This is a genomic window from Nocardiopsis protaetiae, from assembly GCF_045446735.1.
In the GTDB taxonomy this organism is placed as follows: domain Bacteria; phylum Actinomycetota; class Actinomycetes; order Streptosporangiales; family Streptosporangiaceae; genus Nocardiopsis; species Nocardiopsis protaetiae.
Genome location: NZ_JBJJBV010000014.1, coordinates 1 through 22,922 on the forward strand (window position 1 = coordinate 1; position 22,922 = coordinate 22,922).

The window sequence follows — 22,922 nt, forward strand, 5'->3', positions numbered from 1 at the left end:
GCCCCGGGCCCCGACCTCAGGTGCGGCGGCGGGCCCGCAGCACCGAGTCGTGCAGGACGGCCCGGCGCCCGCCCCGGTCGACCTCGCGGCTGCGGGACTCGCTCACCAGCACCTCCCACTGCGCGGGGTCCAGCCCTTCGGCGACCTCGGCGGCGCCCACCCGTGAGTGCTCCAGCGAACCGTCGTGCCCGTGGGAGTGCCCGTGGCCGTGGCCCTCGGCGTGGTCGTGGCCGACGATGAACAGCGTGCCGCCCGGGGCCACCGCCCCGGCCAGCCGGTCGAAGAACGCCCGGTACCCGCCGGTGGGGTGCGCGTAGTGGCTGCACACCAGGTCGAACCCGGTGCCGGGGATCTCCTCGGTCAGGTCCGCGCGCACCCACGCGATGCGTTCGGCCGCCGCCGCATCCAGCGCGCCGGCGCGTTCGCGGGCGGCGTCCAGGGCGGCCTGGGAGATGTCCACGGCCGTCACCCGCCACCCCTGTCCGGCCAGCCACCGGGCCTCGGCCCCGGTGCCCGCCCCCGCGTCCAGCGCCCGGCCCGGGGCCAGGTCGGACACCTCGGCCACCAGCTGCGGGTTGGGCGGTGCGCCGTGCCCGTGCCCGTGGCCGCCCCGGTAGCGGTCCTCCCAGTAGGCCCGGTCGAACTCCTGCGCCATGGATCCCCCTTCGTCGTACGTGTGCGTCACAGGTCGGCCGCGGCTGCGGCGGCGGACGGCCGCTGCGCGCGCATCCGCTCGACCGCGCGGTCGGCCTCCTCCATGACCAGGTCGCCGTTGATCTGCGCGCCCGCCATGGTGCCCGCGGCGGCGGCGGCCCCGACCTGGGCCATCAGGTCGGTGACGTTGCCCGCCGCCCACACCCCCGGCACCGCGGTGCGGCCGCCGGCCTCGGTGGGCACGTGCTCGCCCACCCCCATCGGGTGCTCCCGCACCGGCAGGCCCAGCTCGGCCAGGAAGGCGGCGCGCGCCACCATGCGGGTGGCGATCGCCAGCGCGTCGCGCTCCACCACCCGGCCGTCGGCCAGCCGCACCCCGCTCAGCCGGTCGCCGTCGGTCCGCACCGCGGCGACCTCGCCCTCGACCACCTCGATGCCGCGCGCGGCCAGCCGCTCGCGGTCCTCTGCCTCCAGGGGCGGCGCGGTGTGGGCGAAGAACACCACGTCATCGCTCAGCTGCCGCATCAGCAGCACCTGGTGCACCGACATCGGACCGGCGGACAGCACACCGATGCGCTGTCCGCGCACCTCCCAGCCGTGGCAGTAGGGGCAGTGGACGACATCGCGCCCCCACCGCTCCGCCAGCCCCGCCACGCCGGGGAACTCATCGACCAGGCCGGTGGTCACCAGCAGGCGGCGCGAGCGCAGGATCGCGCCGTCGGCCAGCCGCACCGCGAACCCGTCGCCCTCGCGGGCCGCACCCACGACCCGGCCCTCGATCACCTCGCCGCCGTAGCCGCGCAGCTCCTCGCGGCCCCGGGCCACCAGCTCGCGGGGGGCGATGCCCTCCCGGCCCAGCAGCACGTGCACACCCTCGGCGGGGGCGTTGCGGGGCTCGCCCGCGTCCACCACCGCCACCGAGCGGCGCGACCGGGCCAGGGACACCGCCCCGCTCAGCCCGGCCGCACCGCCGCCGATCACCACCACGTCGTAGTCGTAGGCGCCGTTCTCCGTCACCTCGATCACCTCCGCGACCAGGATGCGACCCCACCCGCAAAAACCACAAAAATCTTTGCCACAACGGCAAAAACGCGGATGGTGGGGCCGATCACAGGTCCGGGACCAGCACGCTCAGGCAGGTCACGCACGCCTCCAGCTTCTCGAACTCGGAGATGTCCACCGGCAGCACCCGCCACCCCTGGCCCGCCAGCTCGTGCACCGTGCCGCGCGCCGCCGCGCTGATCAGCACGTCCCGCCCGCCCAGCGGCAGCACGTGCGCCCCGGGCTCCTCCGCCGGGCGGCGGATCGGCCCCAGTACGGAGGCGTCCACCAGCTCCTCCAGCCCGATCACGGTCCCGTCCGCCAGCGCCGTCACCGCCGACTTCAGGTGCAGGACATCGCCCAGCGGCACCCGCCGCACCTCCCGGCCCAGCGGCTTGAGCAGCCGCTCCAGCTGGGCCGCGCCCGCCTCGTCGGTGCGCCCGCCCAGACCCACGTACACGGTGGCGCCCACCTGGAGCACGTCGCCGCCGTCCATCGTCCCCGGGGCCTCGATCCGCGCCACCCGCAGCCCCAGCCGCCGCACCGCCGCCTCCACCCCGTCGACCTCACCGCGCCGCTCCGGCGCCCCCGACCGGGTCAGCACGGCCAGGTCGCCGCACACCACCACCGGGTCCTCCACGAACACCGAGTCCGGGTGCTCGGGCGCCGGGTCCACCTCGAACACCCGCCACCCCGCCGAGGCCAGCACCTCCTGGTAGATCGTGTACTGGCGGGCCGCCAGCACCGGGTCGACCTCCACCCGGTCGATGTGGGTGACGATGCCCTGCGCCAGGTTCGGGCCGGGACGGCGCATCAGGGCGACGCCGGGGGAGTACGCGTTCACGGGGTCCTACCTCCAGGGATGGGGTGCGCTCCTCAACTCAGAGCGCACAACTTATCGCCGCTCCCTACCCAGGGCCCGGATGCGGCACGCGGGTCTTTCGGCTTGTTCACACCGACCTCGCACGGCAGGGTGGGGTCCATGGACGTGATCGTGGTCGGCGGCGGCATCGTGGGCACCAGCGCGGCGTTCCACCTGGCCGGGAAGGGCGTGTCCACCGTGCTGGTGGACTCCTCCCACACCGGGCAGGCCACCGCCGCCGGACAGGGCGTCGTCTTCCCCTGGCCCCTCCCCTGGGAGGACCCCGGGGTGCGGGCCTTCAAACTGGGCGCCGCCGCCCACCTGCCCGGGCTCATCGCCGAACTCGCCGACGACGGCCAGGCCACCGGGTACGAGCGCGTCGGCGGCATGTCCGTGGACCTGGAGGGCGACGACGCCGGGTACGACCTGGTCTCCACCCTGGCCGCCATGCCCGGCTACGAGGGCATGGGCCGGGTGGAGCGCCTGACCCCGGGTGAGCCGAGCGAGCGCTTCCCCCTGCTGGACGCCGCCTACCGGGGCGTGTACGTCGAGGGCATGGCCCGCGTCCACGGCCGGGTGCTGCGCGACGCCCTGTTCAACGCCGCCGAGGAGCGCGGCCTGCACTACCGCAAGGGCGACGCCCACCTCGTGTGGAACGGCCACCGGGTCACCGGGGTGCGGGTGGGCGGGGAGGACCTGGAGGCGCCGACGGTGATCGTGGCGGCCGGGGCCTGGTCCGGGCGCCTGCTGGAGGTGGCCGGGGTGGAACTGCCGGTGTTCCCGGTGCGCGGCCAGATGACCCATTTCGCGCTGCCCGGAACCGACACCCGGCCCTGGCCGGTGGTGCGCTTCGGTGAACGCGAGAGTCACACCGTCGCGTTCGGCCCCGACCGCGTCGTCACCGGCGGCACCCGCGAACCCGAGGCCGGGTTCGACCGCCGCGTCACCGCCAGGGGCCTGGCCGAGAACCTCACCGCCGCCCTGGAGCTGATGCCCGGCCTGGCCGACGCCACCGTGGTGGAGACCCGGGTGGGGTTCCGCCCCGGCACCCGCGACGGGCTGCCGCTGCTGGGCACCCTGGAACGGCTGCCCGGGGTGGTCGTGGCCACCGGCCTGGGCGGGGAGGGCCTGTCCCTGGGCGCCTACCAGGGCGTGGTCGCCGCCCGCCTGGCGATGGGCCGCGAGGCGGAGGAGGACCTGGCGGCGCTGCGCCCGGACCGGCCCGTCGGCCCGGCCTGACCTCGCAGCTCACCGGCCGGGCGGAACTGAGTAGGGCTACTCAGGCGCACCCCCGCATCCCCCGGGGACCATGGGGTGTATGAACCCGTTCGCCCCCGCCCCCCGGTCCACCGCCCAGTTCTACCTCCAGTCCGTGATCTCCTTCGCCGCCGCCTCGGTCGGACTCGGCGTCGGGGTGGTCTTCCTGCCCGTCGACCTGTGGATCCGCGCCTTCCTGGGCATGGGCCTGCTCTACGTCATCACCGCGACCTTCACCCTGGCCAAGTGCGTGCGCGACCGCCAGGAGGACCAGGCCGCCGCCGCGGCCGCCCAGCACTACCAGGAGTGGAACGGCGCCGAGCAGGTACCCCAGGCGCGCTGACCGCACCGCCGTTCCCACCGCCGCGGGTGCCGGTCGCGGCGGCGGGAACGGCGCGGTCGCGTCGCGGGTCAGGCGTTGGGCGGAAGAGCGGTTCCGGCGCCCCGGCGGCGCGGCCGCAGCAGGTCGTGGCGCTCACCCGGCAGGGTGGGCTCACCGGCCCCCTGAACCTCGAACCCCGCGTCGGCGATCATCTCCAGGTCGGCCTTGCCGGCCTGCCCCTCGCTGGTGAGGTAGTCGCCCAGGAACAGCGAGTTGACGATGTGCAGCGCCAGCGGCTGCAACGAGCGCAGATGGATCTCCCGGCCGCCCGCCAGGCGCACCTCCACGTCCGGGAACACGAACCGGGCCGCCGCCAGGATGCGCAGGCACCGCTGCGGGGTCAGCTCCCAGGTGCCCTCCAGCGGGGTCCCCTCGAACGGCATGAGGAAGTTGACCGGTACCGAGTCCGGCCCCAACTCCCGCAGCGCGAACAGGGCGTCGATGAGGTCGTCGTCGCCCTCGCGCATCCCCGCGATCAGCCCCGAACACGGCGAGAGCCCCGCGTGCTTGGCCTTCTCCACCGTCTCCACCCGGTCCGCGAACTCGTGGGTGGTGCAGATGTCGGAGTAGCGTTCCTCGGAGGTGTTGAGGTTGTGGTTGTAGGCGTCCACCCCCGCCTCGCGCAGCCGCTCGGCCTGCCCCTGCGACAGCAGCCCCAGGCAGGCGCACACCTCCACCCCCGGGTGCTCCTGCTTGATGCCCTCGATGGTGGGGGCCAGCCGGTCCACGTCGCGGTCGGTGGGGCCGCGCCCCGACGCCACCAGGCACACCCGCGTGGCACCGGCCCGCACCCCCTGCTCGACGACCTCGCGGGTCTCGTCGGGCTTGAGCCAGGTGTACTTGACGATCTCGGCCTGCGAGCCGAGCCGCTGCGAGCAGTAGAAGCAGTCCTCCGGGCACAGGCCGCTCTTCATGTTGACGAGGTAGTTGAGCTTGACCCGGCGGCCGAAGTAGCGCAGCCGCACCCGGAAGGCGGCGGCCACCAGGGCCATCAGATCGTCGTCATCCGAGCCCAGGACGGCGCGCAGTTCGTCGCGGGAGGGCAGTTCACGGCGCAGGGCCTTGTCGGCCAGGTTCTCGTAGGTCGTCACAGAACACGATCCTGAAGGGGCGGCCCCGCGCGGCGCACCCCCCGAACACGCCAAAAACCCCGGCCGGATTCTTGTAAGGACATGACCGTTGCCCTCCGGTGTCCGATGGTGTGCGCACCGTCGCGCGCCGCCGCTCGCCGGGTCCCGCCCCGGGTCCCCGCTCCGTGCCGCCGTGGCCGCCCGCCCGGCCCGCGCCGACCACGGACGTCCCCCGAACAGCCCAAACATCGGCCATCGTTGTGTCTACAGCACGTATCGCCCACGTGACGTACCGTGGGGGCGGGGTCCACCCTGGAGAAGTCGGCCGTCAGGGAGGGGAACGCGTGGCAAGCGTCAACGGGGGAACGGGCGAGGACGCCAACATCGTCCACGTGACCATGATCGCCGCCGCGGCGGCGATGGGCGGGTTCCTGTTCGGCTACGACAGTGCCGTGATCAACGGCGCCGTCGACGCCATCCAGGCCAAGTTCGAGGTCAACTCGGCGGTCCTGGGCTTCACCATCGCCTCGGCACTGCTGGGCTGCGTGCTGGGCGCCACCACCGCGGGCACCATGGCCGACCGCTACGGGCGCATCCGGGTCATGCAGGTCGCCGGCGTGCTCTTCGCCATCAGCGCGATCGGGTCGGCACTGCCGTTCAACGTCTGGGACCTGACCGCCTGGCGCGTCCTGGGCGGCATCGCCATCGGCATGGCCTCGGTCATCGCCCCCACCTACATCGCCGAGGTCTCCCCGGCCGCCTACCGCGGCCGCCTGGGCTCCCTGCAACAGCTCGCCATCGTGCTGGGCATCGCCTGCTCCCAGCTGGTCAACTACGGCATCGCCCAGATCGCCGACGGCAGCGCCCACAACATGATCGGCCCCATCCAGGCCTGGCAGTGGATGCTGGGCGTGGAGGTCCTGCCCGCCCTGCTCTACCTGCTGCTCAGCCTGCTCATCCCCGAATCGCCCCGCTACCTGGTGCGGATCGGGAACGTGGACAAGGCCCGCACCATCCTGGCCGAGGTCGAGGGCGGCGGCACCGAGCGGGTCGAGCGCCGCATCGGGGAGATCCGCCAGGCGCTGGGCTCGGAGGTGCGGCCCAAGCTGAGCGACCTGCGCGGCCCCTACCTGCTGCTGCCCATCGTGTGGATCGGCATGGCCCTGTCGGCGTTCCAGCAGCTGGTCGGCATCAACGTCATCTTCTACTACTCCTCGTCGCTGTGGCAGTCGGTGGGCATCGCCGAGTCCGACTCGCTGCTGCTGAGCCTGTTCACCTCCGTCGTCAACATCGTCGGCACGGTCATCGCGATCTCGCTGGTGGACCGGATCGGCCGCAAACCCCTGCTGCTGGTGGGGTCGGTGGGGATGACGATCGCGCTGGCCACCGCCTCCTACGCGTTCGGGCACGCGGTGGTGGAGGGCGAGGAGGTGACGCTGCCGTTCGTGTGGGCGGCCGTGGCGCTGGCGGCGGCCAGCTCGTTCGTGCTGTTCTTCGCCCTGTCCTGGGGTGTGGTGGTGTGGGTGCTGCTGGGGGAGATGTTCCCGCTGCGGATCCGCGCCGCCGCGATGGGCGTGGCCACCGCCACCCAGTGGCTCACCAACTGGCTCATCACCGTCAGCTTCCCGACCCTGCGCGACTGGAACCTGAGCGGGTCCTACCTGATCTACGCCGGGTTCGCGCTGCTGTCGCTGCTGTTCGTGTGGCGGTTCGTCAAGGAGACCAAGGGCAAGACGCTGGAGGAGATGACCGGCTGAGCGGGCGGTCCGGCGCCCGGCCGGGCCGGCCGACCGTTCGATCGTCTGCCCGGCCGGTCGGTTGACCGGCCGGGCCGGTGTCGGCCCGCTCTGTTAGCGTCGAAGTCATGGTCGAAGGCACGATCGAGCCGGAGCGGGCCTGGGAGTTCGCCCCCGCCCCCGCACAGGCCGCCCCCGGGGTGCTGTCGATGCTCGGCTACCGGACACCGGCACTGCCCGAGGCGGTCCACCTGGGCCTGCCCTCGGCGACGGTCACCTTCATCGTCGGCCTGGACGAGGGGGTGCGCGCCGCACCCGACGCCGCCTCGCTGGCCGCCGCCCGCCCCGCCCCCGTCATCCTGGGCGGGCTGCACCTGGCGGCCTCCCACGTGCGCCAGCGGCCCGGCCAGGCCGGGGTGCAGCTGGCATTGCACCCGCTGGCCGTGCGCTCCCTGTTCGGTATCCCCTGCGCCGAACTGGGCGTGGACGACTACGACGGGCTGGCCCTGGTCGGCCCGCGCGGGCGGGAGCTGCACGAGCGCCTGGCCGACACCGCCGCCCCGTGGCCGGAGGCGTTCGCGCTCATCGGCGCCCACCTGCGCGAACGCCACCGTGACCCGCGGCTGCGCTCCGAACTCGTCCGCGCCTGGCACCTGCTGGCGGCCTCCCGCGGCCGGGCCCGGGTGGAGCAGGTGGCCCACCGGGTGGGTCTGAGCCCCCGCCACCTGGGCACCCTGTTCCGCCGCGAGGTGGGCCGCTCGCCCAAGACCGTGGCCTGCCTGATGCGGTTCGACCACGCCCGCGCCCGCATCGCCGCGGCGGTGCGCCGCAGCGGGCGCGCCGACCTGGCCGGGGTGGCCGCCGCGGCCGGGTACACCGACCAGGCGCACCTGAGCCGGGAGTTCCGCCGCTTCGCCGGGGTGCCGCCCGCCGCCTGGGCCGCCCGGGAGTTCCGGAACGTACAAGACACCCCGCCGGTGGGCGGGGGAGCCTGGGGGCATGAGCACACAGAACAGCACGAACCAGAACAGCACCGCCGCCGCCGTCCGGCCGCGCCTGTGGGCGACCCTGCAAGCGCGTGAGGCCGCAGCACTCATCGACCACTACACCCGGGTGTTCGGGTTCACCGTCACCGCCCGCACCGACGGCCCCGACGGGCGGGTGGCCCACGCCGAACTCCTGTGGCCCGAGGGCGCCGGCGGGATCATGCTCGGCGACCACACCCCGGGCCGGGCGTGGTCGCGCGAGCCCGGCACGGCCGGGGTCTACGTGGTGGCCGCCGACCCCGACGCCCTGTACGCGCACGTCACCGGCCAGGGCGCCGACATCGTGCGGCCGTTGCAGACCACCGACTACGGGGCGCGGGAGTTCACCGTCCGCGACCCCGAGGGCAACCTGTGGTCCTTCGGCGACTACCCCGGCGAATGAGCGCGGGCCTCCCGCCGGGTGTGCCCCGCCGCGGATACCGCGGCGGGGCACACGGGCTCACTCCAGGGACTCGCCCGCCAGCAGGGCGCGCACCCCCTCGGCGGTGGTCTCCACCAGCTCCTCGCCCACGAACAGCCACCGGGTGATCCCGACCGACTCCAGGAACGGCAGATCGTGGCTGGCCACCACCAGCGCCCCCTCGTAGGCCTCCAGCGCCCCCGTCAGCTGCCGGACGCTGGACACGTCCAGGTTGTTGGTGGGCTCGTCCAGCAGCAGCAGCTGCGGTGCCGGCGAGGCCAGCAGCAGGGCCGCCAGCGCCGCCCGGAACCGCTCACCGCCCGACAGCGTCCCCGCGAGCTGGGCCGAGCGCGCACCCCGGAACAGGAACCGGGCCAGCTGGGCGCGGACGCGCTGGTCCTCCACGTCCGGCGCCAGCCGCTCCACGTTCTCGGCCACCGTCAGGGCGTCGTCCAGCACGTCCAGCCGCTGGGGCAGGAACCGGGCCGGGACGAACACCCGCGCCGCCCCCTCCCGGGGAGGGAGTTCCCCGAGGAGGGTGCGCAGCAGGGTGGTCTTGCCCGCCCCGTTGCGGCCCACCAGGGCGATCCGCTCGGGGCCGCGCACCCACAGGTCCGCGTTGGACAGCGCCCCGTGCACCGGGGTCAGCCCCTCGGCCCTGAGCACCTCGCGTCCGGAGGGCACCGCGGTCTCGGGCAGCTCCACCTTGATCTCGGCGTCGCCGCGCACCGCCTCGGCGGCCTCCTCCCGGCGCTCGCGCGCCTCCTGCATCCGGTCCTCGTGGACGCCCTTGAGCTTGGCCGAGGACTCCTGGGACCAGCGCTTGAGGTTGCCGGCGGCGATCTTGGGGATGCCGCCCTGGGCCTGCACCCTGCGGTTCTGCTTCAGGCGGCGGGCCAGTTTGACCTGGGTCTCCTCCAGTTCCCGCTTTTGGCGTTTCATGTCGGCGTCGGCGGCGCGCAGGGTGCGCTCGGCGGCCTCCTGCTGCACCGCCAGCGCCTCCTGGTAGTCCGACCAGCCGCCCCCGTACCAGGTGACCGACCCCGAGCGCAGCTCGGCGATGCGGTCGACCCGCTCCAGCAGGTCGGTGTCGTGGCTGACCACGATCAGGGTCCCGGTGCGCCAGGAGTCCACGGCGTCGTAGAGCCGCTTGCGGGCGAACAGGTCGAGGTTGTTGGTGGGCTCGTCCAGCAGCAGGACGTCGGGGCGCTCCAGCAGCAGGGCGGCCAGGCGCAGCAGGATGGCCTCGCCGCCGGAGATCTCCCCGACGGTGCGGTCCAGGTCGATGCCGTCCAGGCCGAGTTCGCCCAGGGTGGCCAGGGCGCGCTCCTCGACGTCCCAGTCGTCGCCGACCGCCTCGAAGTGCTCCTCGGACACCTCGCCCGTCTCGATGGCGGCCAGCGCCGCACGGGTGTCGGCGATGCCCAGCGCCTGGTCGACGCGCAGGCCGGTGTCCAGGGTGATGTTCTGCGGCAGGTAGGCCAGGCGCCCGTGAACGGTGACCGACCCGGACGCGGGACGCAGGGCCCCTGCCAAAAGGCGCAGCAGGGTGGACTTGCCCGAGCCGTTGGTGCCGACCAGACCGGTGCGGCCGCGGCCCACGGTCAGGGACAGGTCATCGAAGACGGGCGTGCCGTCGGCCCAGGCGAAGCCCAGGGCGGAAACGGCCACGGAGGCACCGGCGACAGTGGGTTGGGACATGGTTCTCTCGCAATACGGAAGCGAAGTGACAAGGGGCTTCGTATGCGAGCACCACGCGGCCGGGGCCGACAGGAGAAGGTGAGAGGTCCCGTTGAGGAGACGGCTCGTGCACCGAGGTTCCATCCACGCGGTTCCACCGACGGCCCGGGGCCGTGGCGGGCGGCCGACAAAGGGCCGTGCCGCGTGATGATCGCGAACCTCAGATGCGCAACGTCCACCTCATTCGTAGACAACAGGACGGCCGTCACTGTACACGCTCCGCCGCCCGCTGCCAACGGTGAAACCCACACCGCCTCCGGGAATCACCCGCCCGGGGCGGGGCGCGGGCGCTCATTCGAGGTCGATCTTGCGCTGGAGGTACTCCTCGCGCCCGATCTCCCCGCGCGCGTATCTCAGCCGCAGCTCCTCCTGGGCCCGGTCGACCACGGGGTGGGGCCGGTCGGGGGTGATCCTCTTGGTGTCGGCCACGGCCGAGACCGTGACCACCAGGTAGACGCCCAGCGCCACCAGGACCATGACCACGACCGTGAAAAGGAAAGCGGTCACCGCGAACTCCCTTCCGTGCGGGGAAGCCGGTGAGGGCAAAAGCCCTCACCTCCTGTCTACCCGGGCCGCCCCGCCCGCACCAGGGGCCGCCGCCACCTGTGGAGAACCCCGGACCCGGGCGGGCGCCGTATCCTGGAATGTCGCCATCCACATCACGAAGGGGCGGGATGCGCGTTCTGCTCGTGGACAACCACGACTCCTACACCGAGAAGCGTTTTCGGCCTCTCGCAGGTCCGCGGCAGTCTCTCGGGGGCTTCTGAAACCGCTGGTAGTGACCGCTTCTAGGCCACCATACCCCGACGGGATGTCAAGCGTCGAGAGCCTGGATCTGGAGTGGATCTGGAGTGGGCGTCCAAAAGGGCGTTGACCAGCGGCACCGGCGACTCGAAATTCATGGCGGCACGCTGCGCCAGCGCCTTCTCCCACCGCTCCTGGAGGCCGTCCACGAGGTCACGGCGCATCGACGGCGTCACATGCGAGTACCGGGCCGACGTCGACTGGTCCACATGCCCCATCCGGTCGTCCATCAACACCTTCGGGGTGCCCAGCTCCTCCAGGACGACCTTGTGCGAGTGCCGCAGCCCGTGCGGCTTCATGCCCTCACGGACCGGCTCCCACTTCCCGGCCGGATCGGTGGGCTGGCGGACGCCCTTGCCGGTGGGCACGATCGACCACGGGTCGTCGGCATCGGAGTAGTAGACGGGGAACTCCTGCGACTGGCCGGCGTAGTACAGGCCCTGTGCGGCGGGGCCGAACAGGTAGGAGCGGAACGGGTTCGCGCGCTGGTGGACCTCGTCCACGCCCGTGAACAGGTGGATGCCGGTCTCGTGCCGGTACTCCTGGGGCAGGCCCTCTCCGCACGGGCACAGCCGCCCTGTGGCCTCCTGACGGGCGCCGTCGCGGGCCTGCCGGTCCAGGAGGTCGACCAGGAACGGCGGAACGTCCAGCATCCGCTCGGACCCGGCTTTGGGCTCCTTCCAGTAGAACCGCTTGCGGGTGTGCTCGTAGAGCTGCTTGCGCAGGTGGAAGCTGGTGTTTACCGATTCAGCGGTGAGTCCGATCGTCTCCCCCCAGCGCAGCCCCAGCCAGTACTTCGCGGTGAGGAGGATGAACTCGTCGGGCCGCCCGGACAGGAACGCGGCCCGCTCCGCGACGAGGAGCGCCCCGACGGGGTCGGTGATCTCCTCGTAGCGGGTTTCGCGTTGGCGTTTCCGCTTGGGTGCGATCTTGCCGCGGCGTCGCTTCGCGAGGGCGGGGTTGCGGTGGATGATGCCCTGGTCGACGGCGTCTCCGAGGATGGTGACGAGCTTGCCCATGATGCCGTTGACGGTGCCGTCGGCGTAGGAGCCGAGGAGTTCGTTCTTCCAGGTGGCGATGGCGGCGTCGGCGTGAGCCAGGTCGGCCATCTTCCAGTCGCCCCACTGGCGGAGGAGGTGGTTGGTCAGGACCGACCGGTAGTTGCGCATGGTGGCGGGTTCGAGGTGGATGCCGGAGAACCACTCTTCGGCCCAGGCGCGGAAGTTGATTTGGTGGGCGTCGCCGCGGGTTCCGCGCTGGCGGGCGAGGACTTCCTGTTCGGCGGCGTAGTCTTCAGCGGCCTTCTTGGTGGGGAACCCGGATTCCTTGACGGCGTTTTTGCGGCCGGGCACGTACCAGCAGGCACGCCAGGACTTCACCAGCTTCTCTGCGTAGGCCATCGGTCTCCTCGGGGGTGGATGCCTCCATCATGCACTGCTGGTGGGACGTGGGGGAGGGGGAATGCGAGAGCCCCGGTTGCGGGTGGCCGGGGCTGTTCTCGTAGTGGGGGTTGCCCCGGTGGATGGGTCCGGGTAGCGGGGGTGAGCGGTGGTGTCGGCCCCGGGGGAAGGCGGGGCCGGGGTCACCGGATTCGGATGGGTCCGCTGCTCGGGTCGGTGAGCAGTTCGGACAGGCGGTCCCTCAGGCACGCGGGCGTGTGGGGGATGCGCCGGGTGATCTCCTGTGCGGCCCGGTCCGGGTCGGTACCGGGGTGGATGGTGGCCACCGTCCACATGTCACAGCCTGTGATCAGTACGGGGTCGGCGTCGGGGTAGGGGATTTCTCCCTTTCTGAGGACTATGGGACCTGTGGCCTGATTGGTTTGTAGCGTGGTCAAAACGGACTTTCCCCCCTCCTGCCTCAGGAATCCCCCTCCGTTGCGGGCTTCCCGGGCGGACTCCTGACTTTAGGTACGGGGTTTCGTCATGCCTAGGCCCGTGGATGCCCGCAAATAGTAAAATCGCCCTAGGTAGTTACCTAGGGCGATAATCGTAGCCGCATTGGTTACCCTCCGTCATTCAGGGGGGCGCATGCTCTGGGCCAGCACCTGCGTCGCCTTCGCCATGCTCTGCATCAGCTCCCAGCGCAACTCCGGGACCACACGCTCCCACGGGGCATCGGCCGGCACGCGCTTCTCGGCCCACACCCCGCGCACGGAGAACTCGACTTTCCGCAGCCCGTCACCCGCGTGCCGCCAGCGCAGTTCCTCGCCCTCCCGCAGGGGCGGGTGGGGGCCGCGTAGCTCCTCGTCCCAGGCGGGCTCCGGGGAGGCTGTCGCCGCGGGGGGTTCGCCGAGGGGGATGGGGTCGGCGCCGTCGATGATGAGCTGTATCGACCCGGTCTCCCACCGGTAGGCGGCTTCGACTTTGGTCAGCCAGCTCAGCTTGTAGTTGTCGCGGCGGCCTGTCTCCAGGTCGGACAGCGACCGGTAGCTCAGCCCGTTGTCGCGGGCGAACACTGTCCTGTCTGCCCATTCGGGCCGGAGTCCGGCCCTGCGTTTGGCGAGCTCGCGGGCGAGTCGCTGCCATGCCTGGGTGTCCATGTCTCCTCTTCCGAACCACGTCTATAGGCAACGTTAGGCAAGTTTAGGGCTGCCTCACAGGGTTGCCTAGTAGCAAGATCGGAAAAAGTTGCCCACAGTGGCACTATGCCACTCTATGTGCACGTGCATAGGCGTTGAGCCTGCGACAATGAAGTTACTCGCCAGTTCGTGTTGACATGGATCGGCAACGATAGGCAAACTGGCGACATGCCACCGACCGAAACCCTCCCGGCCAACGGGCCCCGCATCAGGGAACTCCGCCGGCTGCGGGCGTGGACGCTGGACCACCTCGCGAAACGCGCCGAGATCACCACCCCTTACCTGTCCCGCATCGAGCGCGGGCGGAGGCCGAAAGCCTCCGAGCGGGTGCTCATCCGAATCGCTCGCGAGCTGGGTGTGGCCACAGACGAAATCGTCGCTCACAACACCAGTGAGGAGGGCGCCGCATGACGCACCGGGTGCTCACTCTCGATCAGGTCGCCGAGCAGCTTCAGATCAAGCCGTCGTGGCTGCGGGCCCGTTGCGAGGGCCGCGAGGTGCCGTTCACGATGCTCGGCGGCTCGTACCGGTTCACCGACGAGCACGTCACCGAGATCATCCGCAAGTTCGAGGAGGTCCCGGCGGTGAAGCGCCGGAGCCCTCGTGTGGTGGCGCCGCGCAATGTGACCCCTCTGGAACCGAAGATCCCGGCTCGCCTGCGCAAGAAGCAGCAGGCCTGACACGAAAGCGCCCCCGCCCGGCTGTGACCCGGACGAGGGCATTGGCACCGACCTCAACGAAAGGAAGAAGTGCCGTGACCAATCGTATCCCGACCGAGCAGAGGGTGGTCCTCCCGCTCTCCGCTGACGTGGACATGCGTGTCCGCGATGGTCTCCCCGCCCTGGTGGTGACCGCCCCCGACGGCGGAACCATCACCCTCGCGTTCCCTCCCGGTCACCCCGGTGACGTGGCCGCGACCCTGTCGGCCATGGCCGGCGCGGTCCGTGACGCGGAGCAGGAGTACATGACCCGGGAGCTCCAGTACCTGTGGGAGCAGGAGCAGGAGGTTGTCCGATGACCGCCGCCGGTCTGCACCACCTGCCCGATGACGGTGGCGCGCGCGTCCGCGCCCTGATCGACACCCTGCGGGGCCTCGGCGTGACCGTGTCCGACTCCCAGATTGCGAAGCTCAACGCCGCTGACGGGTTCGGGCTGCTGTTCCCCGAGCGCGGCGACGGGCTGGCCCGGCTGATGGTCGACGCGTCGCCCGCGGCCCGTGCGAATGCCGCCCGCCAGCAGACCCGCCGCTACCGGGATGCCGCTGACGCTGAGCGCCGCTATCACGCGTCGCAGCCCCACCCCAACGAGGACCGCCTGTGGGTGCCGGACGCCGACGGGCTCGGGTTCACCTGCCGGCGTGGCCACCACGAGGGGCCGTTCATCGACTCGCGGCAGACCACTGAGGCCGCCGTCGCCCACCACAAGCAGTGCCAGGGAGGTGACCGCAGTGCTGAGCGATGAGGCCCGCCCGATGGGGTTCCCCGAGTACATGCAGATACTCCGCCGCGCCGTCGATGACGCCGAGTTGGCGTACCAGTCGGTCGTGGAAGGCGCTGACGCCCGTGAGGACATGCTGGCGGCGTTCGGTGACGCCGGCATCGCGGTCGCGTTGGCGTCCTCGAAGGGCCTGGCCGACGCCTTGACCCTGGAGCGTGCCGCCCGCGGCGAGTTCGACACGGACCGGCTGTCGGACGCGGATCTGATGGCGGCGATCGCCGCTGACGTGGACGCGGGCCTGTCGGACATGGGCGCTGACCCGGTGGCTGAGCCGGACCGGGACGCGCACTGCATGCGGGATGTGGCCGCTGCTTACGGCGATCTGTTGATGTCGCCTCCGGAGGCCGACTCGGTGTGGCCCGAGGCGCACGACCTGCTGCTGCCCAACCGCGACGACTACCAGCCGAAGTTCCCCATCGACCCCGACGAGGAGGTGGGCTGGTGAACCCCACGAAGGTCCACGCCCTGTGCCCCTACTGCGGGTCCACCATCCAGGTCCGCGCCGACGACACGATCCGCTACCACCGTGGCCCGAACCCCGCGTGCCCGCAGGCGACCTACTGCCGCAAGGGCGTCGGCACGGACACCACCGAGTGGCCCGAGCACACCGACGAGCAGGGGCGGGTCGTCCGCACCCACCCGGGCGAGTTCAAACCGGGCCGTCTGGTGACCTCAGCTGAGCTGTGGGAGCTGATCTACAGCCCGGAGTGGATCACCGCCAACCCGCACGAGCAGCGCAAGCGTCTGGACCGGTTCGAGGTCCGCGTGAAGGGAGCCGACCAGTGACCGCCATCAACACCCCGACCGGGCGCCTGTTGGGTTCGTGGGAGCCCGGCTCCCCGGAATGGCACGCCGCCCGCGCCTCCCGCCTCGGCGGGTCCGACATGGCCGCTGTGCTCGGACGGTCCCCGTGGACGTCCCCGTACCGGCTCTGGCACCTCAAGGCCGGGCTCGTGTCCGACGGAGAGACCACGGACGCGCAGGCCCGGGGCCACTACCTGGAGGACGGCATCCGCCGCTGGTGGGCCGACCAGAACCCCGAGTACACGGTGGTCACAGGTGGCACCTACACGCACCGGGAGCGCGACTACCAGCTCGCGAACCCCGACGGGCTCCTCCTCCAGGACGGCAAGCCGGTCGGGATCCTGGAGATCAAGACCGACGGCCAGGACGACTCCGACACCTGGGGTCACTCCGGCACCGACGAAATCCCCCTGTACTACCGGACGCAGATCCAGTGGTACATGGACACTTTGGGTCTCCCGGTCGCGCACGTCGCCGTGCTGACCGCCCGCCTGGAGTTCCGGTCCTACGTGGTCCACCACGACCCCGAAGCCGCCGCGATCCTGCGCTTCAAAGCGGAGGAGTTCATCGACTCGCTGATGTTCAACGCCCCGCCGACCTTTGACGGTGCGGAGTCCACGTACCAGACGGTGCGGCAGTTGCACCCGCAGATCCAGCCCGTGGACGTGGAGCTCAGCTATGAGGAGGCCGCCGCGTACTGCTCGGCGAAGAACGCGCTGAAGGCGGCAGAGGAGCGCGAGCTCTACGAGCGGTCCGTGCTCGCGGACCGGATGGGTGACGCCAAGCGCGCCCGCTACCTCGGGATGACGATCGCGAACCGGCAGTCCATCCGAGGCGGCACCCCGTTCGTGAAGGCCGGGACGAAGCTCCCGGACATGCCCGCCCCCGCCCGCACCGACCAGGAAGAAGAGGCCGCGTGATGACCGCTACGACCGAGATCGCCGTCACCAACACCGGTGTGCTGGCGTTGGACCCGCACCAGACCGAGTGGACCCAGCCGCAGAAGGCCGCGCTCGCGCAGATCGGTATCGCCGATGCCCCGCAGGGCGACCAGCTGGTGTTCCTGCACTACGCCCAGAGGACTGGCCTCGACCCGTTCGCTCGTCAGATCTACATGATCGGCCGTAAGGAGTGGAACCCGCGCACCCGCGAGGAGAGCTGGAAGTACACGATCCAGGCAGGGATCGATGGGCTGCGGGTCATCGCGGAGCGCACCGGCCGGTACGAGGGCCGCACCCCCATCTCCTGGTGCGGTGAGGACGGTGTCTGGCGTGACGTGTGGCTGGACAAGAAGCGCCCCCCGGTCGCCGCCCGCTGTGGCGTGTACAAGCAGGGGTTCCGTGAGCCGACCGTCGCGGTGGCGGTGTTCGAGGAGTACGCCGCTCGCAAGAAGGGCGGCGATCTGATGGCGCTGTGGGCGTCCAAGCCCTCCCACATGATCGGGAAGGTCGCCGAGGCCCTGGCGTTGAAGGCGGCGTTCTCGCAGGACCTGGCCGGGATCTACACCCCGGAGGAGATGGAGAAGCACACCCCGACCGAGGAGCCGACGGTGGGGCAGGCGGGGGAGACGATCCAGACCGCAGCCGCCGCGCAGGTCGGCATGTACACCCCGACGTCGGAGCCGATGATCCGCAAGGACCAGACCGACGAGATGTTCGGCCGGTTCCGGGACCTGGGTCTCGGCAAGGACGCCGCTTTGGCGGTGTGCTCGGAGGTCGCGGGCCGGGAGATCCCGGTGACGCGGCTGTTGACGGCCGCTGAGGCGGACGCGGTCATCGACCGGCTCGCGGACATGGCGCGAACGGACGAGCCCATCGCGAAGCCGGGGGAGGCTCCGGCGGAGGTCGATGAGTCGGGCTTGGTGGATGCCGAGATCGTCGAGGACGACCCGTGGGGTGTGGAGCAGCCGCACGGTGTGACCCCGGACGAGCAGCAGGCCACGTTCGACGAGTACGCCGAGGAGGTGGCGTCGTGACCCTGCTCGATGTCCTCCAGATGGATGTGGCCGCCCGGCTAGTGGTGGCTGTGGTCCTGGTGGCGTGGTGGCTGAACAGGGCTGTGGGCCGTGACGCTGACGAGCTGATCGCCAAGAAGCTCCGCCAGGACCGGTGGGACCGGGAGGTGCCCCGGTGAGCCCCCTGTCCTGGTTCCCCCGGTCTCGCCGTGTGGCAGGGCCGGTGGGCCCCACCCCCGAGGAGCGGGCCGCTGAGATCGACCGTCGCACTGTGCAGGTCGTCCCAGATGACCCGCCGCCTCCCGTCCCGACCCCTCTGCCGACCGCGCCGTGTGGTGCCTGCGACGTGCCCCGTGAGGGCCACGGGGTCCGGTACGCGCACGAGGTCGGTCACCACGAGTGGATCCGCACTGAGAAGGTCCGCATCCCGAAGCCGATGGGAGACCCCCGATGAGTGAGACCACCCACACCCCGTACCCCCGCCGTGACCTCCAGGTGTCCACCGACTCGGACGGGCACATCCTCGTCTCTGCCGCCACACCCGACGGGCCCCACGGAATCACCACCCCCGCTGACGCGTGGGAGGTGTCCGCTGAGGACGCCGCGACGGCTGGCCGTGACCTGGTGGCCGCTGCCGCCCGCGCGGGCGGGAAGGTCGCCCGTCTGGCCGGGCGGCGGATCCGCGCGTACCCGCTCCGCTCCGGGTTCGTCGAGATCAGCGTGGACCCCGTGGACGGCGACGGGCTGACGACTCCGCCGGATGTCGCGTGGGAGGTGCCCACGGAGGAGATCGCGGCGGTGATCCGGGTGCTGTCCGGGGTGATCGACCAGGACGCTCTCGACGTGGCGACGACGATCGCCGAGCTGAAGCACGAGGTCCACGTCGCGACGTGGAAGCTCCGCGAGACCGAGAAGGCGCGCGAGGCCGACGTCGCCGCCGCGTACCAGCGAGGCATCGAGGACATGCGCAGCGCCACCCTGCGCCTCGTCGAGTCCATCAGCTACGCGGGCCGGACCACGAATGAGAAGGCCGCGTTCGAGGCCCCGTCCGACTGACCAACCCCCAGGGCGGCCCCTGTTGCGGGGGCACGGGGGCCGCCCCCCACACGCAGGAGAAACACATGGACCGCAAGCCCCGAGTCATCGGCCTAGACCTCAGTCTCACCTCACCCGCGATCGCCCTGCCCAACGGCGACACCCACACCCTCAAGCCCACCTCCAAGGGCGACCTGCGACTCACCGAGATCCGCGACAGCATCTCCGACCTGATCGTCCAGGCCGCAGAGGTCAACCCGTTCATCCTCAGCGACGAGGTCAACCTCGCCGTCATCGAGGACCTGCCCACCCACGCCAAGTCCGCAGGGATCACCGGCATGGTCCACGGGATCGTGCGCGGCCTGCTCATCGACCACGCCATCCCGTTCGCGCTGATCGCTCCCGCCACGTTGAAGGCGTTCGCGACCGGCAAGGGCAGCGGCGACAAGACCCCCATGGCGATCGCAGCGCTCAAACGGGCAGGCCGCGAGTTCGAGGACGACAAGGGCGGCGACCAGTGCGACGCCTGGTGGCTGCGCGCCGCCGGACTCCAGTGGCTCGGACACCCCATCGTGGACCTGCCCGCCGCGCAGGTGGCCCGCCTGGACAAGGCCAAGTGGCCGGAACTGGCGGTGCCCCGGTGATCCGTACCGCCCCGGTTCTCCCCGCCGACCACGGCCGCACGGGCCGGACCGACCACCACGCGCTCGCCGCCGCCATGCGCGACACCGACGAGTGGGTGCGCGTCGCCGCCTACGCCACCCGCAAGGCCGCCCACAACATCGCCTACCAGATCCGCAGCGGCGTCTACCCGGCCTACGCGTCCCGCCGCTACGACGCACAGGCCATCACGACCGCCGATGGTGTCCACGAGGTGTGGGGCCGCTACGCCGGAGAGAGGACCCCCCGATGAGGTTCTACCGGGCCGCTGGCGCCCGCGACCAGCGCACCACCGCGCCCGCTACGGACTGGCGTGACCGGGCGGCATGCCGCGACCAGGACACCGACCTGTTCTTCGACGACACCGGAGTCGGGACCGAGCGGGCCAAGCGCACTTGTGCCGGCTGCCCCGCCCTCGTGCCCTGTCGCGAATGGGCGCTCGCCGCCCCGGAGCGGTACGGGGTGTGGGGCGGCATGGACGCCGAGGAACGCAAGGCCGAACGCCGCAACCGGCAACGCCGGGTCGCACCCACCCCTGGTCCCGCCGAGAAGAAGCCCGCCGTACCCCGTGTGCCCGCCGCCGGAACCCGGCGACGCCTCCAAGCGCTCGCCCTCGCCGGACACGGCACCACCCGGGTGTGCACCGCCATCGGCATGGGCCGGGCCGGTCACCTGCACATGATCCGCGAGGGGGACGCGAAGACCGTGCCCGCCGATCTGGCGGACGCGGTGCGGCGCATCCTGCCGGTCCTGCTGGGCACGCCGCCGTCGGTGAAGGCGGCCCGGGGTGACACGCGGGCTGCTGCTGTCGCTGCCGGGTGGTTGCCCGCTGAGGCGTGGGACGGGGTGGATATCGACGACCCGGACGCCCGACCCCGACAGACCACCGCCGCCTAAGACCCCCGCCGTGGCTGCTGGCCTGAGCCCGGCCACGGCGGGCACCACACACCCCCAGGAGGGGACATGCAGCCCTACTACTCCGATTCGATGACCGCCCTCTACCTCGGCGATTCCCGCGAGATCCTGCCCGCCCTGAGACTCACTGCGGACTGCGTGATCACCGATCCGCCCTACGGCGCCGAAACCTCCCTCGCCTGGGACATCTGGCCCGACGGATGGCTCGAAGTCGCCGCCACCATCGCGCCCGCCCTGTGGTGCTTCGGGTCCTGGCGGGTCTTCGGACCCCGCTGGGGAGAGTTCACCGGAGCGGGCTGGAAATTCGGGCAGGACGTGGTGTGGCAGAAGCCCCGCGGGTCCGGGTTCGCTGCCGACCGGTTCCGCCGCGTCCACGAAACCATCACCCACTGGTACCAGGGGGCGTGGGGCGACGTGCACCACGACACCCCACGCATCCCCCGGGTCGGCCCACCGATGCGTCACGGCCACCACGGTCGCAAAAAGCCCGGCCAGAGCCACACGGGTGAGGTCGGCAGTCGCCCCTGGGTTGAGGACGGCACCCGTCTCCAGTGGTCCGTTATCCAGGCACCGCAGGTCCGCGGCGGGCACCCCACCCAGAAGCCGGTGGAGATCCTGAAGCCGCTCATCCACTACAGCGTGCCGCCGGGCGGTCTGGTGGTGGACCCGTTCGCGGGGTCCGGGTCCACGCTCGTGGCCGCCCGGGAGATGGGACGCCGGGCGGTCGGCGTGGAAGCGTCGGAGGAGTACTGCGAGGTGGCGGCGAAGCGCCTGTCCGCGATCGACGCCCAGCCCCACCTGCCGTTCGAGGTGGGGGCGTGATGCACGACTACGACGCGGTGTTCGTCCCGCCCGCCGCCACCGCACAGCACGACCCCGAGCAGGTCCACGACCAGCAGGTCCGCGCAGCGTTTGCCCGCGAGCTCGCGGTCATGTTGGACGAGCACGGCCAGGACTACGCCGCGCACCTTGTCAGGGCGATGCCCACCGATGGGGAGTGGCCGTGACGCACGCCGAAAAGCCCGCACGAGGGCGGGCTGATCAGAGGGGCGGCGCGTCAGGCCTTGCGAGCCTTGACCTGGAGCCGGCGCACGTATTCGCGGGTTTTGCCGACCTCAGCAGCAATGTCCTCCTGAAGAACGTGCTTGCCGTCAACGAGCTTGTTGGTGACGCGGCCGAAGTTGATGCGGGCCTCTTCGACGAGGCGTTTGGCCTCGGCTTCCGCTTCGACGATGGCGTCGTGTGCTGCCTTGGCTTCTGCGAGGGCGGTGTCTTTGTCCATGGCCCCATGATGACACGAAGTTGTAGGCCGATAAATAGTTGGCCTACAACCACTTGCATGCCTACATGATGTTGGCATAGAGTCGAGTCATCAGCACGACGCACCAAGGAGACGAGATGAACCCGCAGGCCCTCACCACGATCCTCAACGTCGCGGCCACCGAAGACACCCCTGTCGAAACCATCCGCGTCTTCTACACCCCGCCGGAGACCCTCGACGACGGCACCACCTGGGGCGACCACTACCAGGCCGTCATCACCGCCCCCACCATGCACCGCATCCTCACCGTCCTGGTCGCCGCCGACGGCACCCACCTCGGCACCAGCATCGACCAGTGCCCCACCCGCCCCGACGCCTGGGAGCGGATGGTCGCCGACACCCTCCGCAGCGCGGCCCGCGACGCCACCGAGATCGACCCCCACACCCCCGACACCGGACAGGCATGGGCCGACAACGCCGCCACCCTCACCGAGGAGGCCGAGGCCGCCAACCGCCTCGCCAACACTCCGCCCGCACGCCACACCTGGTGGCCGAACACCGTCACCTACCTCCGGCGCCAGCGCGCCACCCACACCCTGACCCTCGCCGCCGCCGCACGCACCCACCTGGGAGCCGCCCGATGACCCTCACCCTCGACGAACTCCGCGTCGGCCAGCTCATCGCCCCCACCGACGCACCCGGACAGATCGGCTGGATCACCGAACTCACCCCCACCAGCGACGGCCGCGGAACCCGCATCACCCACCACCTCATCGACCCCCGAGCACCCCGCCGCACCTGCTTCATGCGGGTCTGGCCCGACGACCACGCGGAATTCCGCGAGTACAACCCCGCCGACTACGGCGCCACCCCGCCCACCCCCGAGGAGACGACCCGATGACCGACCCCACACCCGCCAACGACATCCAGACCGAAGACGACGCCCGCGCCTACCTCGAAGCCCTCGGCGTCGAGATCACCGCCCCCGGCCAGATCACCATCCACGACTAGGAGACCCCGATGACCCGCTACTACCGCGACCAGGACGGCACCTACCTCCAGGAAGTCACCCCCGGGCACATCACCGCCGTCGACCACACCGGCGCCCCCATCGGCGACCGGGTCGTGCCCCTCGCCACCTGGGACCGGGTGTGCGGGCCCCTCGTCCCCGTGGACCGTCCCGGCGCCTGACCACACACCGGCGGGCCCCGGATGAAGGAAGC

Annotated in this window: 33 protein-coding genes and 1 pseudogene; 23 read left to right on the forward strand and 11 right to left on the reverse strand. The window is 71.5% G+C overall.

What is annotated here, in order from left to right; genetic code table 11:
- Positions 1-16: 16 nt before the first annotated feature.
- The 3 genes from ACJOT3_RS03625 to ddaH form a co-directional block, all read right to left on the reverse strand.
- The gene (locus ACJOT3_RS03625) at positions 17-655 is read right to left on the reverse strand and encodes a class I SAM-dependent methyltransferase (protein ID WP_406968722.1); all 639 of its coding nucleotides are present in this window, start codon (positions 653-655) and stop codon (positions 17-19) included.
- Between the two features lie 26 nt (positions 656-681).
- The gene (locus ACJOT3_RS03630) at positions 682-1,680 is read right to left on the reverse strand and encodes an NAD(P)/FAD-dependent oxidoreductase (protein WP_406968724.1); all 999 of its coding nucleotides are present in this window, start codon (positions 1,678-1,680) and stop codon (positions 682-684) included.
- An 82-nt stretch (positions 1,681-1,762) separates the two neighbouring features.
- Positions 1,763-2,509, reverse strand: a complete 747-nt coding sequence (ddaH, locus tag ACJOT3_RS03635; protein ID WP_406968852.1) for a dimethylargininase — start codon at positions 2,507-2,509, stop codon at positions 1,763-1,765.
- Between the two features lie 168 nt (positions 2,510-2,677).
- Here ddaH and ACJOT3_RS03640 point away from each other — a divergent pair, with 168 nt between their 5' ends.
- Together ACJOT3_RS03640 and ACJOT3_RS03645 are read left to right on the forward strand one after the other, a co-directional pair.
- On the forward strand, positions 2,678-3,796 hold the full coding sequence (locus tag ACJOT3_RS03640) for an NAD(P)/FAD-dependent oxidoreductase (protein WP_406968726.1): 1,119 nt from the start codon (positions 2,678-2,680) through the stop codon (positions 3,794-3,796).
- A 79-nt stretch (positions 3,797-3,875) separates the two neighbouring features.
- Positions 3,876-4,157, forward strand: a complete 282-nt coding sequence (locus ACJOT3_RS03645) for a YiaA/YiaB family inner membrane protein (protein ID WP_406968728.1) — start codon at positions 3,876-3,878, stop codon at positions 4,155-4,157.
- Between the two features lie 68 nt (positions 4,158-4,225).
- Here ACJOT3_RS03645 and bioB read toward each other — a convergent pair whose 3' ends face one another.
- A complete protein-coding gene (gene bioB, locus ACJOT3_RS03650; protein ID WP_406968730.1) occupies positions 4,226-5,287 on the reverse strand; it encodes a biotin synthase BioB in 1,062 nt (353 codons plus the stop codon).
- A gap of 323 nt (positions 5,288-5,610) precedes the next feature.
- On the opposite strand from bioB, the gene ACJOT3_RS03655 reads away from it, so the two are divergent.
- From ACJOT3_RS03655 to ACJOT3_RS03665, 3 genes are all read left to right on the forward strand, one after another.
- Positions 5,611-7,023, forward strand: coding sequence for a sugar porter family MFS transporter (locus ACJOT3_RS03655; RefSeq protein WP_406968732.1), 1,413 nt, complete (start codon positions 5,611-5,613; stop codon positions 7,021-7,023).
- A 107-nt stretch (positions 7,024-7,130) separates the two neighbouring features.
- The gene (locus ACJOT3_RS03660; protein WP_406968734.1) at positions 7,131-8,084 is read left to right on the forward strand and encodes a helix-turn-helix domain-containing protein; all 954 of its coding nucleotides are present in this window, start codon (positions 7,131-7,133) and stop codon (positions 8,082-8,084) included.
- A complete protein-coding gene (locus ACJOT3_RS03665; RefSeq protein WP_406968736.1) occupies positions 8,002-8,430 on the forward strand; it encodes a VOC family protein in 429 nt (142 codons plus the stop codon). The genes ACJOT3_RS03660 and ACJOT3_RS03665 overlap by 83 nt, the downstream gene beginning before the upstream one ends.
- Before the next feature lie 57 nt (positions 8,431-8,487).
- Here the strand turns inward: ACJOT3_RS03665 and ACJOT3_RS34815 are convergent, their stop codons facing one another.
- From ACJOT3_RS34815 to ACJOT3_RS03690, 6 genes and pseudogenes are all read right to left on the reverse strand, one after another.
- Positions 8,488-9,390, reverse strand: coding sequence for an ATP-binding cassette domain-containing protein (locus ACJOT3_RS34815; protein WP_431652318.1), 903 nt, complete (start codon positions 9,388-9,390; stop codon positions 8,488-8,490).
- A gap of 147 nt (positions 9,391-9,537) precedes the next feature.
- Positions 9,538-10,272, reverse strand: a pseudogene (locus ACJOT3_RS34820) (ATP-binding cassette domain-containing protein); the annotation flags it as partial.
- A 207-nt stretch (positions 10,273-10,479) separates the two neighbouring features.
- Positions 10,480-10,695, reverse strand: a complete 216-nt coding sequence (locus tag ACJOT3_RS03675; protein ID WP_406968740.1) for an SHOCT domain-containing protein — start codon at positions 10,693-10,695, stop codon at positions 10,480-10,482.
- A gap of 281 nt (positions 10,696-10,976) precedes the next feature.
- Positions 10,977-12,392 (reverse strand): tyrosine-type recombinase/integrase, encoded by a 1,416-nt coding sequence (locus ACJOT3_RS03680; protein ID WP_406968742.1) that lies wholly within the window; start codon positions 12,390-12,392, stop codon positions 10,977-10,979.
- A 182-nt stretch (positions 12,393-12,574) separates the two neighbouring features.
- Positions 12,575-12,718 carry a hypothetical protein gene (locus tag ACJOT3_RS03685; protein ID WP_406968744.1) on the reverse strand — a complete coding sequence of 48 codons (144 nt, stop codon included), beginning with the start codon at positions 12,716-12,718 and terminating at the stop codon, positions 12,575-12,577.
- A gap of 288 nt (positions 12,719-13,006) precedes the next feature.
- Positions 13,007-13,534 (reverse strand): hypothetical protein, encoded by a 528-nt coding sequence (locus ACJOT3_RS03690; RefSeq protein WP_406968746.1) that lies wholly within the window; start codon positions 13,532-13,534, stop codon positions 13,007-13,009.
- Positions 13,535-13,741: 207 nt separating this feature from the next.
- On the opposite strand from ACJOT3_RS03690, the gene ACJOT3_RS03695 reads away from it, so the two are divergent.
- The 15 genes from ACJOT3_RS03695 to ACJOT3_RS03765 all read left to right on the forward strand — a co-directional run bounded on the left by ACJOT3_RS03695 (position 13,742) and on the right by ACJOT3_RS03765 (position 21,445).
- Positions 13,742-13,984, forward strand: a complete 243-nt coding sequence (locus ACJOT3_RS03695; protein WP_406968748.1) for a helix-turn-helix domain-containing protein — start codon at positions 13,742-13,744, stop codon at positions 13,982-13,984.
- Positions 13,981-14,253, forward strand: a complete 273-nt coding sequence (locus ACJOT3_RS03700) for a helix-turn-helix domain-containing protein (protein WP_406968750.1) — start codon at positions 13,981-13,983, stop codon at positions 14,251-14,253. Before ACJOT3_RS03695 ends, ACJOT3_RS03700 begins: the two co-directional genes overlap by 4 nt.
- Before the next feature lie 74 nt (positions 14,254-14,327).
- A complete protein-coding gene (locus ACJOT3_RS03705) occupies positions 14,328-14,591 on the forward strand; it encodes a hypothetical protein (RefSeq protein ID WP_406968752.1) in 264 nt (87 codons plus the stop codon).
- Positions 14,588-15,034 carry a hypothetical protein gene (locus tag ACJOT3_RS03710; RefSeq protein WP_406968754.1) on the forward strand — a complete coding sequence of 149 codons (447 nt, stop codon included), beginning with the start codon at positions 14,588-14,590 and terminating at the stop codon, positions 15,032-15,034. The genes ACJOT3_RS03705 and ACJOT3_RS03710 overlap by 4 nt, the downstream gene beginning before the upstream one ends.
- Entirely contained in the window at positions 15,012-15,515 is a 504-nt protein-coding gene (locus ACJOT3_RS03715; protein ID WP_406968756.1) for a hypothetical protein, read from the forward strand. Before ACJOT3_RS03710 ends, ACJOT3_RS03715 begins: the two co-directional genes overlap by 23 nt.
- A complete protein-coding gene (locus ACJOT3_RS03720) occupies positions 15,512-15,856 on the forward strand; it encodes a hypothetical protein (RefSeq protein WP_406968758.1) in 345 nt (114 codons plus the stop codon). Before ACJOT3_RS03715 ends, ACJOT3_RS03720 begins: the two co-directional genes overlap by 4 nt.
- Complete coding sequence (locus ACJOT3_RS03725) at positions 15,853-16,794, forward strand: YqaJ viral recombinase family nuclease (RefSeq protein ID WP_406968760.1); 942 nt, start codon at positions 15,853-15,855, stop codon at positions 16,792-16,794. The genes ACJOT3_RS03720 and ACJOT3_RS03725 overlap by 4 nt, the downstream gene beginning before the upstream one ends.
- The gene (gene bet / locus ACJOT3_RS03730; protein ID WP_406968762.1) at positions 16,794-17,849 is read left to right on the forward strand and encodes a phage recombination protein Bet; all 1,056 of its coding nucleotides are present in this window, start codon (positions 16,794-16,796) and stop codon (positions 17,847-17,849) included. Before ACJOT3_RS03725 ends, bet begins: the two co-directional genes overlap by 1 nt.
- Positions 17,846-18,007: a hypothetical protein gene (locus tag ACJOT3_RS03735; RefSeq protein WP_406968764.1), complete on the forward strand. Its 162-nt coding sequence runs from the start codon at positions 17,846-17,848 to the stop codon at positions 18,005-18,007. Before bet ends, ACJOT3_RS03735 begins: the two co-directional genes overlap by 4 nt.
- Before the next feature lie 271 nt (positions 18,008-18,278).
- Positions 18,279-18,884, forward strand: coding sequence for a hypothetical protein (locus ACJOT3_RS03740; protein WP_406968766.1), 606 nt, complete (start codon positions 18,279-18,281; stop codon positions 18,882-18,884).
- A gap of 65 nt (positions 18,885-18,949) precedes the next feature.
- Entirely contained in the window at positions 18,950-19,507 is a 558-nt protein-coding gene (locus ACJOT3_RS03745; RefSeq protein ID WP_406968768.1) for a RuvC family protein, read from the forward strand.
- Positions 19,504-19,776, forward strand: a complete 273-nt coding sequence (locus ACJOT3_RS03750) for a hypothetical protein (protein ID WP_406968770.1) — start codon at positions 19,504-19,506, stop codon at positions 19,774-19,776. Before ACJOT3_RS03745 ends, ACJOT3_RS03750 begins: the two co-directional genes overlap by 4 nt.
- On the forward strand, positions 19,773-20,420 hold the full coding sequence (locus ACJOT3_RS03755; RefSeq protein WP_406968772.1) for a WhiB family transcriptional regulator: 648 nt from the start codon (positions 19,773-19,775) through the stop codon (positions 20,418-20,420). The genes ACJOT3_RS03750 and ACJOT3_RS03755 overlap by 4 nt, the downstream gene beginning before the upstream one ends.
- Before the next feature lie 66 nt (positions 20,421-20,486).
- Positions 20,487-21,260 (forward strand): DNA-methyltransferase, encoded by a 774-nt coding sequence (locus tag ACJOT3_RS03760; protein ID WP_406968774.1) that lies wholly within the window; start codon positions 20,487-20,489, stop codon positions 21,258-21,260.
- The gene (locus ACJOT3_RS03765; RefSeq protein WP_406968776.1) at positions 21,260-21,445 is read left to right on the forward strand and encodes a hypothetical protein; all 186 of its coding nucleotides are present in this window, start codon (positions 21,260-21,262) and stop codon (positions 21,443-21,445) included. The genes ACJOT3_RS03760 and ACJOT3_RS03765 overlap by 1 nt, the downstream gene beginning before the upstream one ends.
- A 50-nt stretch (positions 21,446-21,495) precedes the next feature.
- On the opposite strand, the gene ACJOT3_RS03770 is transcribed toward ACJOT3_RS03765, so the two are convergent.
- Positions 21,496-21,720 carry a hypothetical protein gene (locus ACJOT3_RS03770; RefSeq protein ID WP_406968778.1) on the reverse strand — a complete coding sequence of 75 codons (225 nt, stop codon included), beginning with the start codon at positions 21,718-21,720 and terminating at the stop codon, positions 21,496-21,498.
- A gap of 116 nt (positions 21,721-21,836) precedes the next feature.
- Here ACJOT3_RS03770 and ACJOT3_RS03775 point away from each other — a divergent pair, with 116 nt between their 5' ends.
- The 3 genes from ACJOT3_RS03775 to ACJOT3_RS03785 all read left to right on the forward strand — a co-directional run bounded on the left by ACJOT3_RS03775 (position 21,837) and on the right by ACJOT3_RS03785 (position 22,890).
- Positions 21,837-22,343: a hypothetical protein gene (locus tag ACJOT3_RS03775; protein ID WP_406968780.1), complete on the forward strand. Its 507-nt coding sequence runs from the start codon at positions 21,837-21,839 to the stop codon at positions 22,341-22,343.
- The gene (locus ACJOT3_RS03780) at positions 22,340-22,600 is read left to right on the forward strand and encodes a hypothetical protein (protein WP_406968782.1); all 261 of its coding nucleotides are present in this window, start codon (positions 22,340-22,342) and stop codon (positions 22,598-22,600) included. Before ACJOT3_RS03775 ends, ACJOT3_RS03780 begins: the two co-directional genes overlap by 4 nt.
- A 119-nt stretch (positions 22,601-22,719) precedes the next feature.
- Positions 22,720-22,890, forward strand: coding sequence for a hypothetical protein (locus ACJOT3_RS03785; RefSeq protein WP_406968784.1), 171 nt, complete (start codon positions 22,720-22,722; stop codon positions 22,888-22,890).
- Positions 22,891-22,922 lie beyond the last annotated feature (32 nt).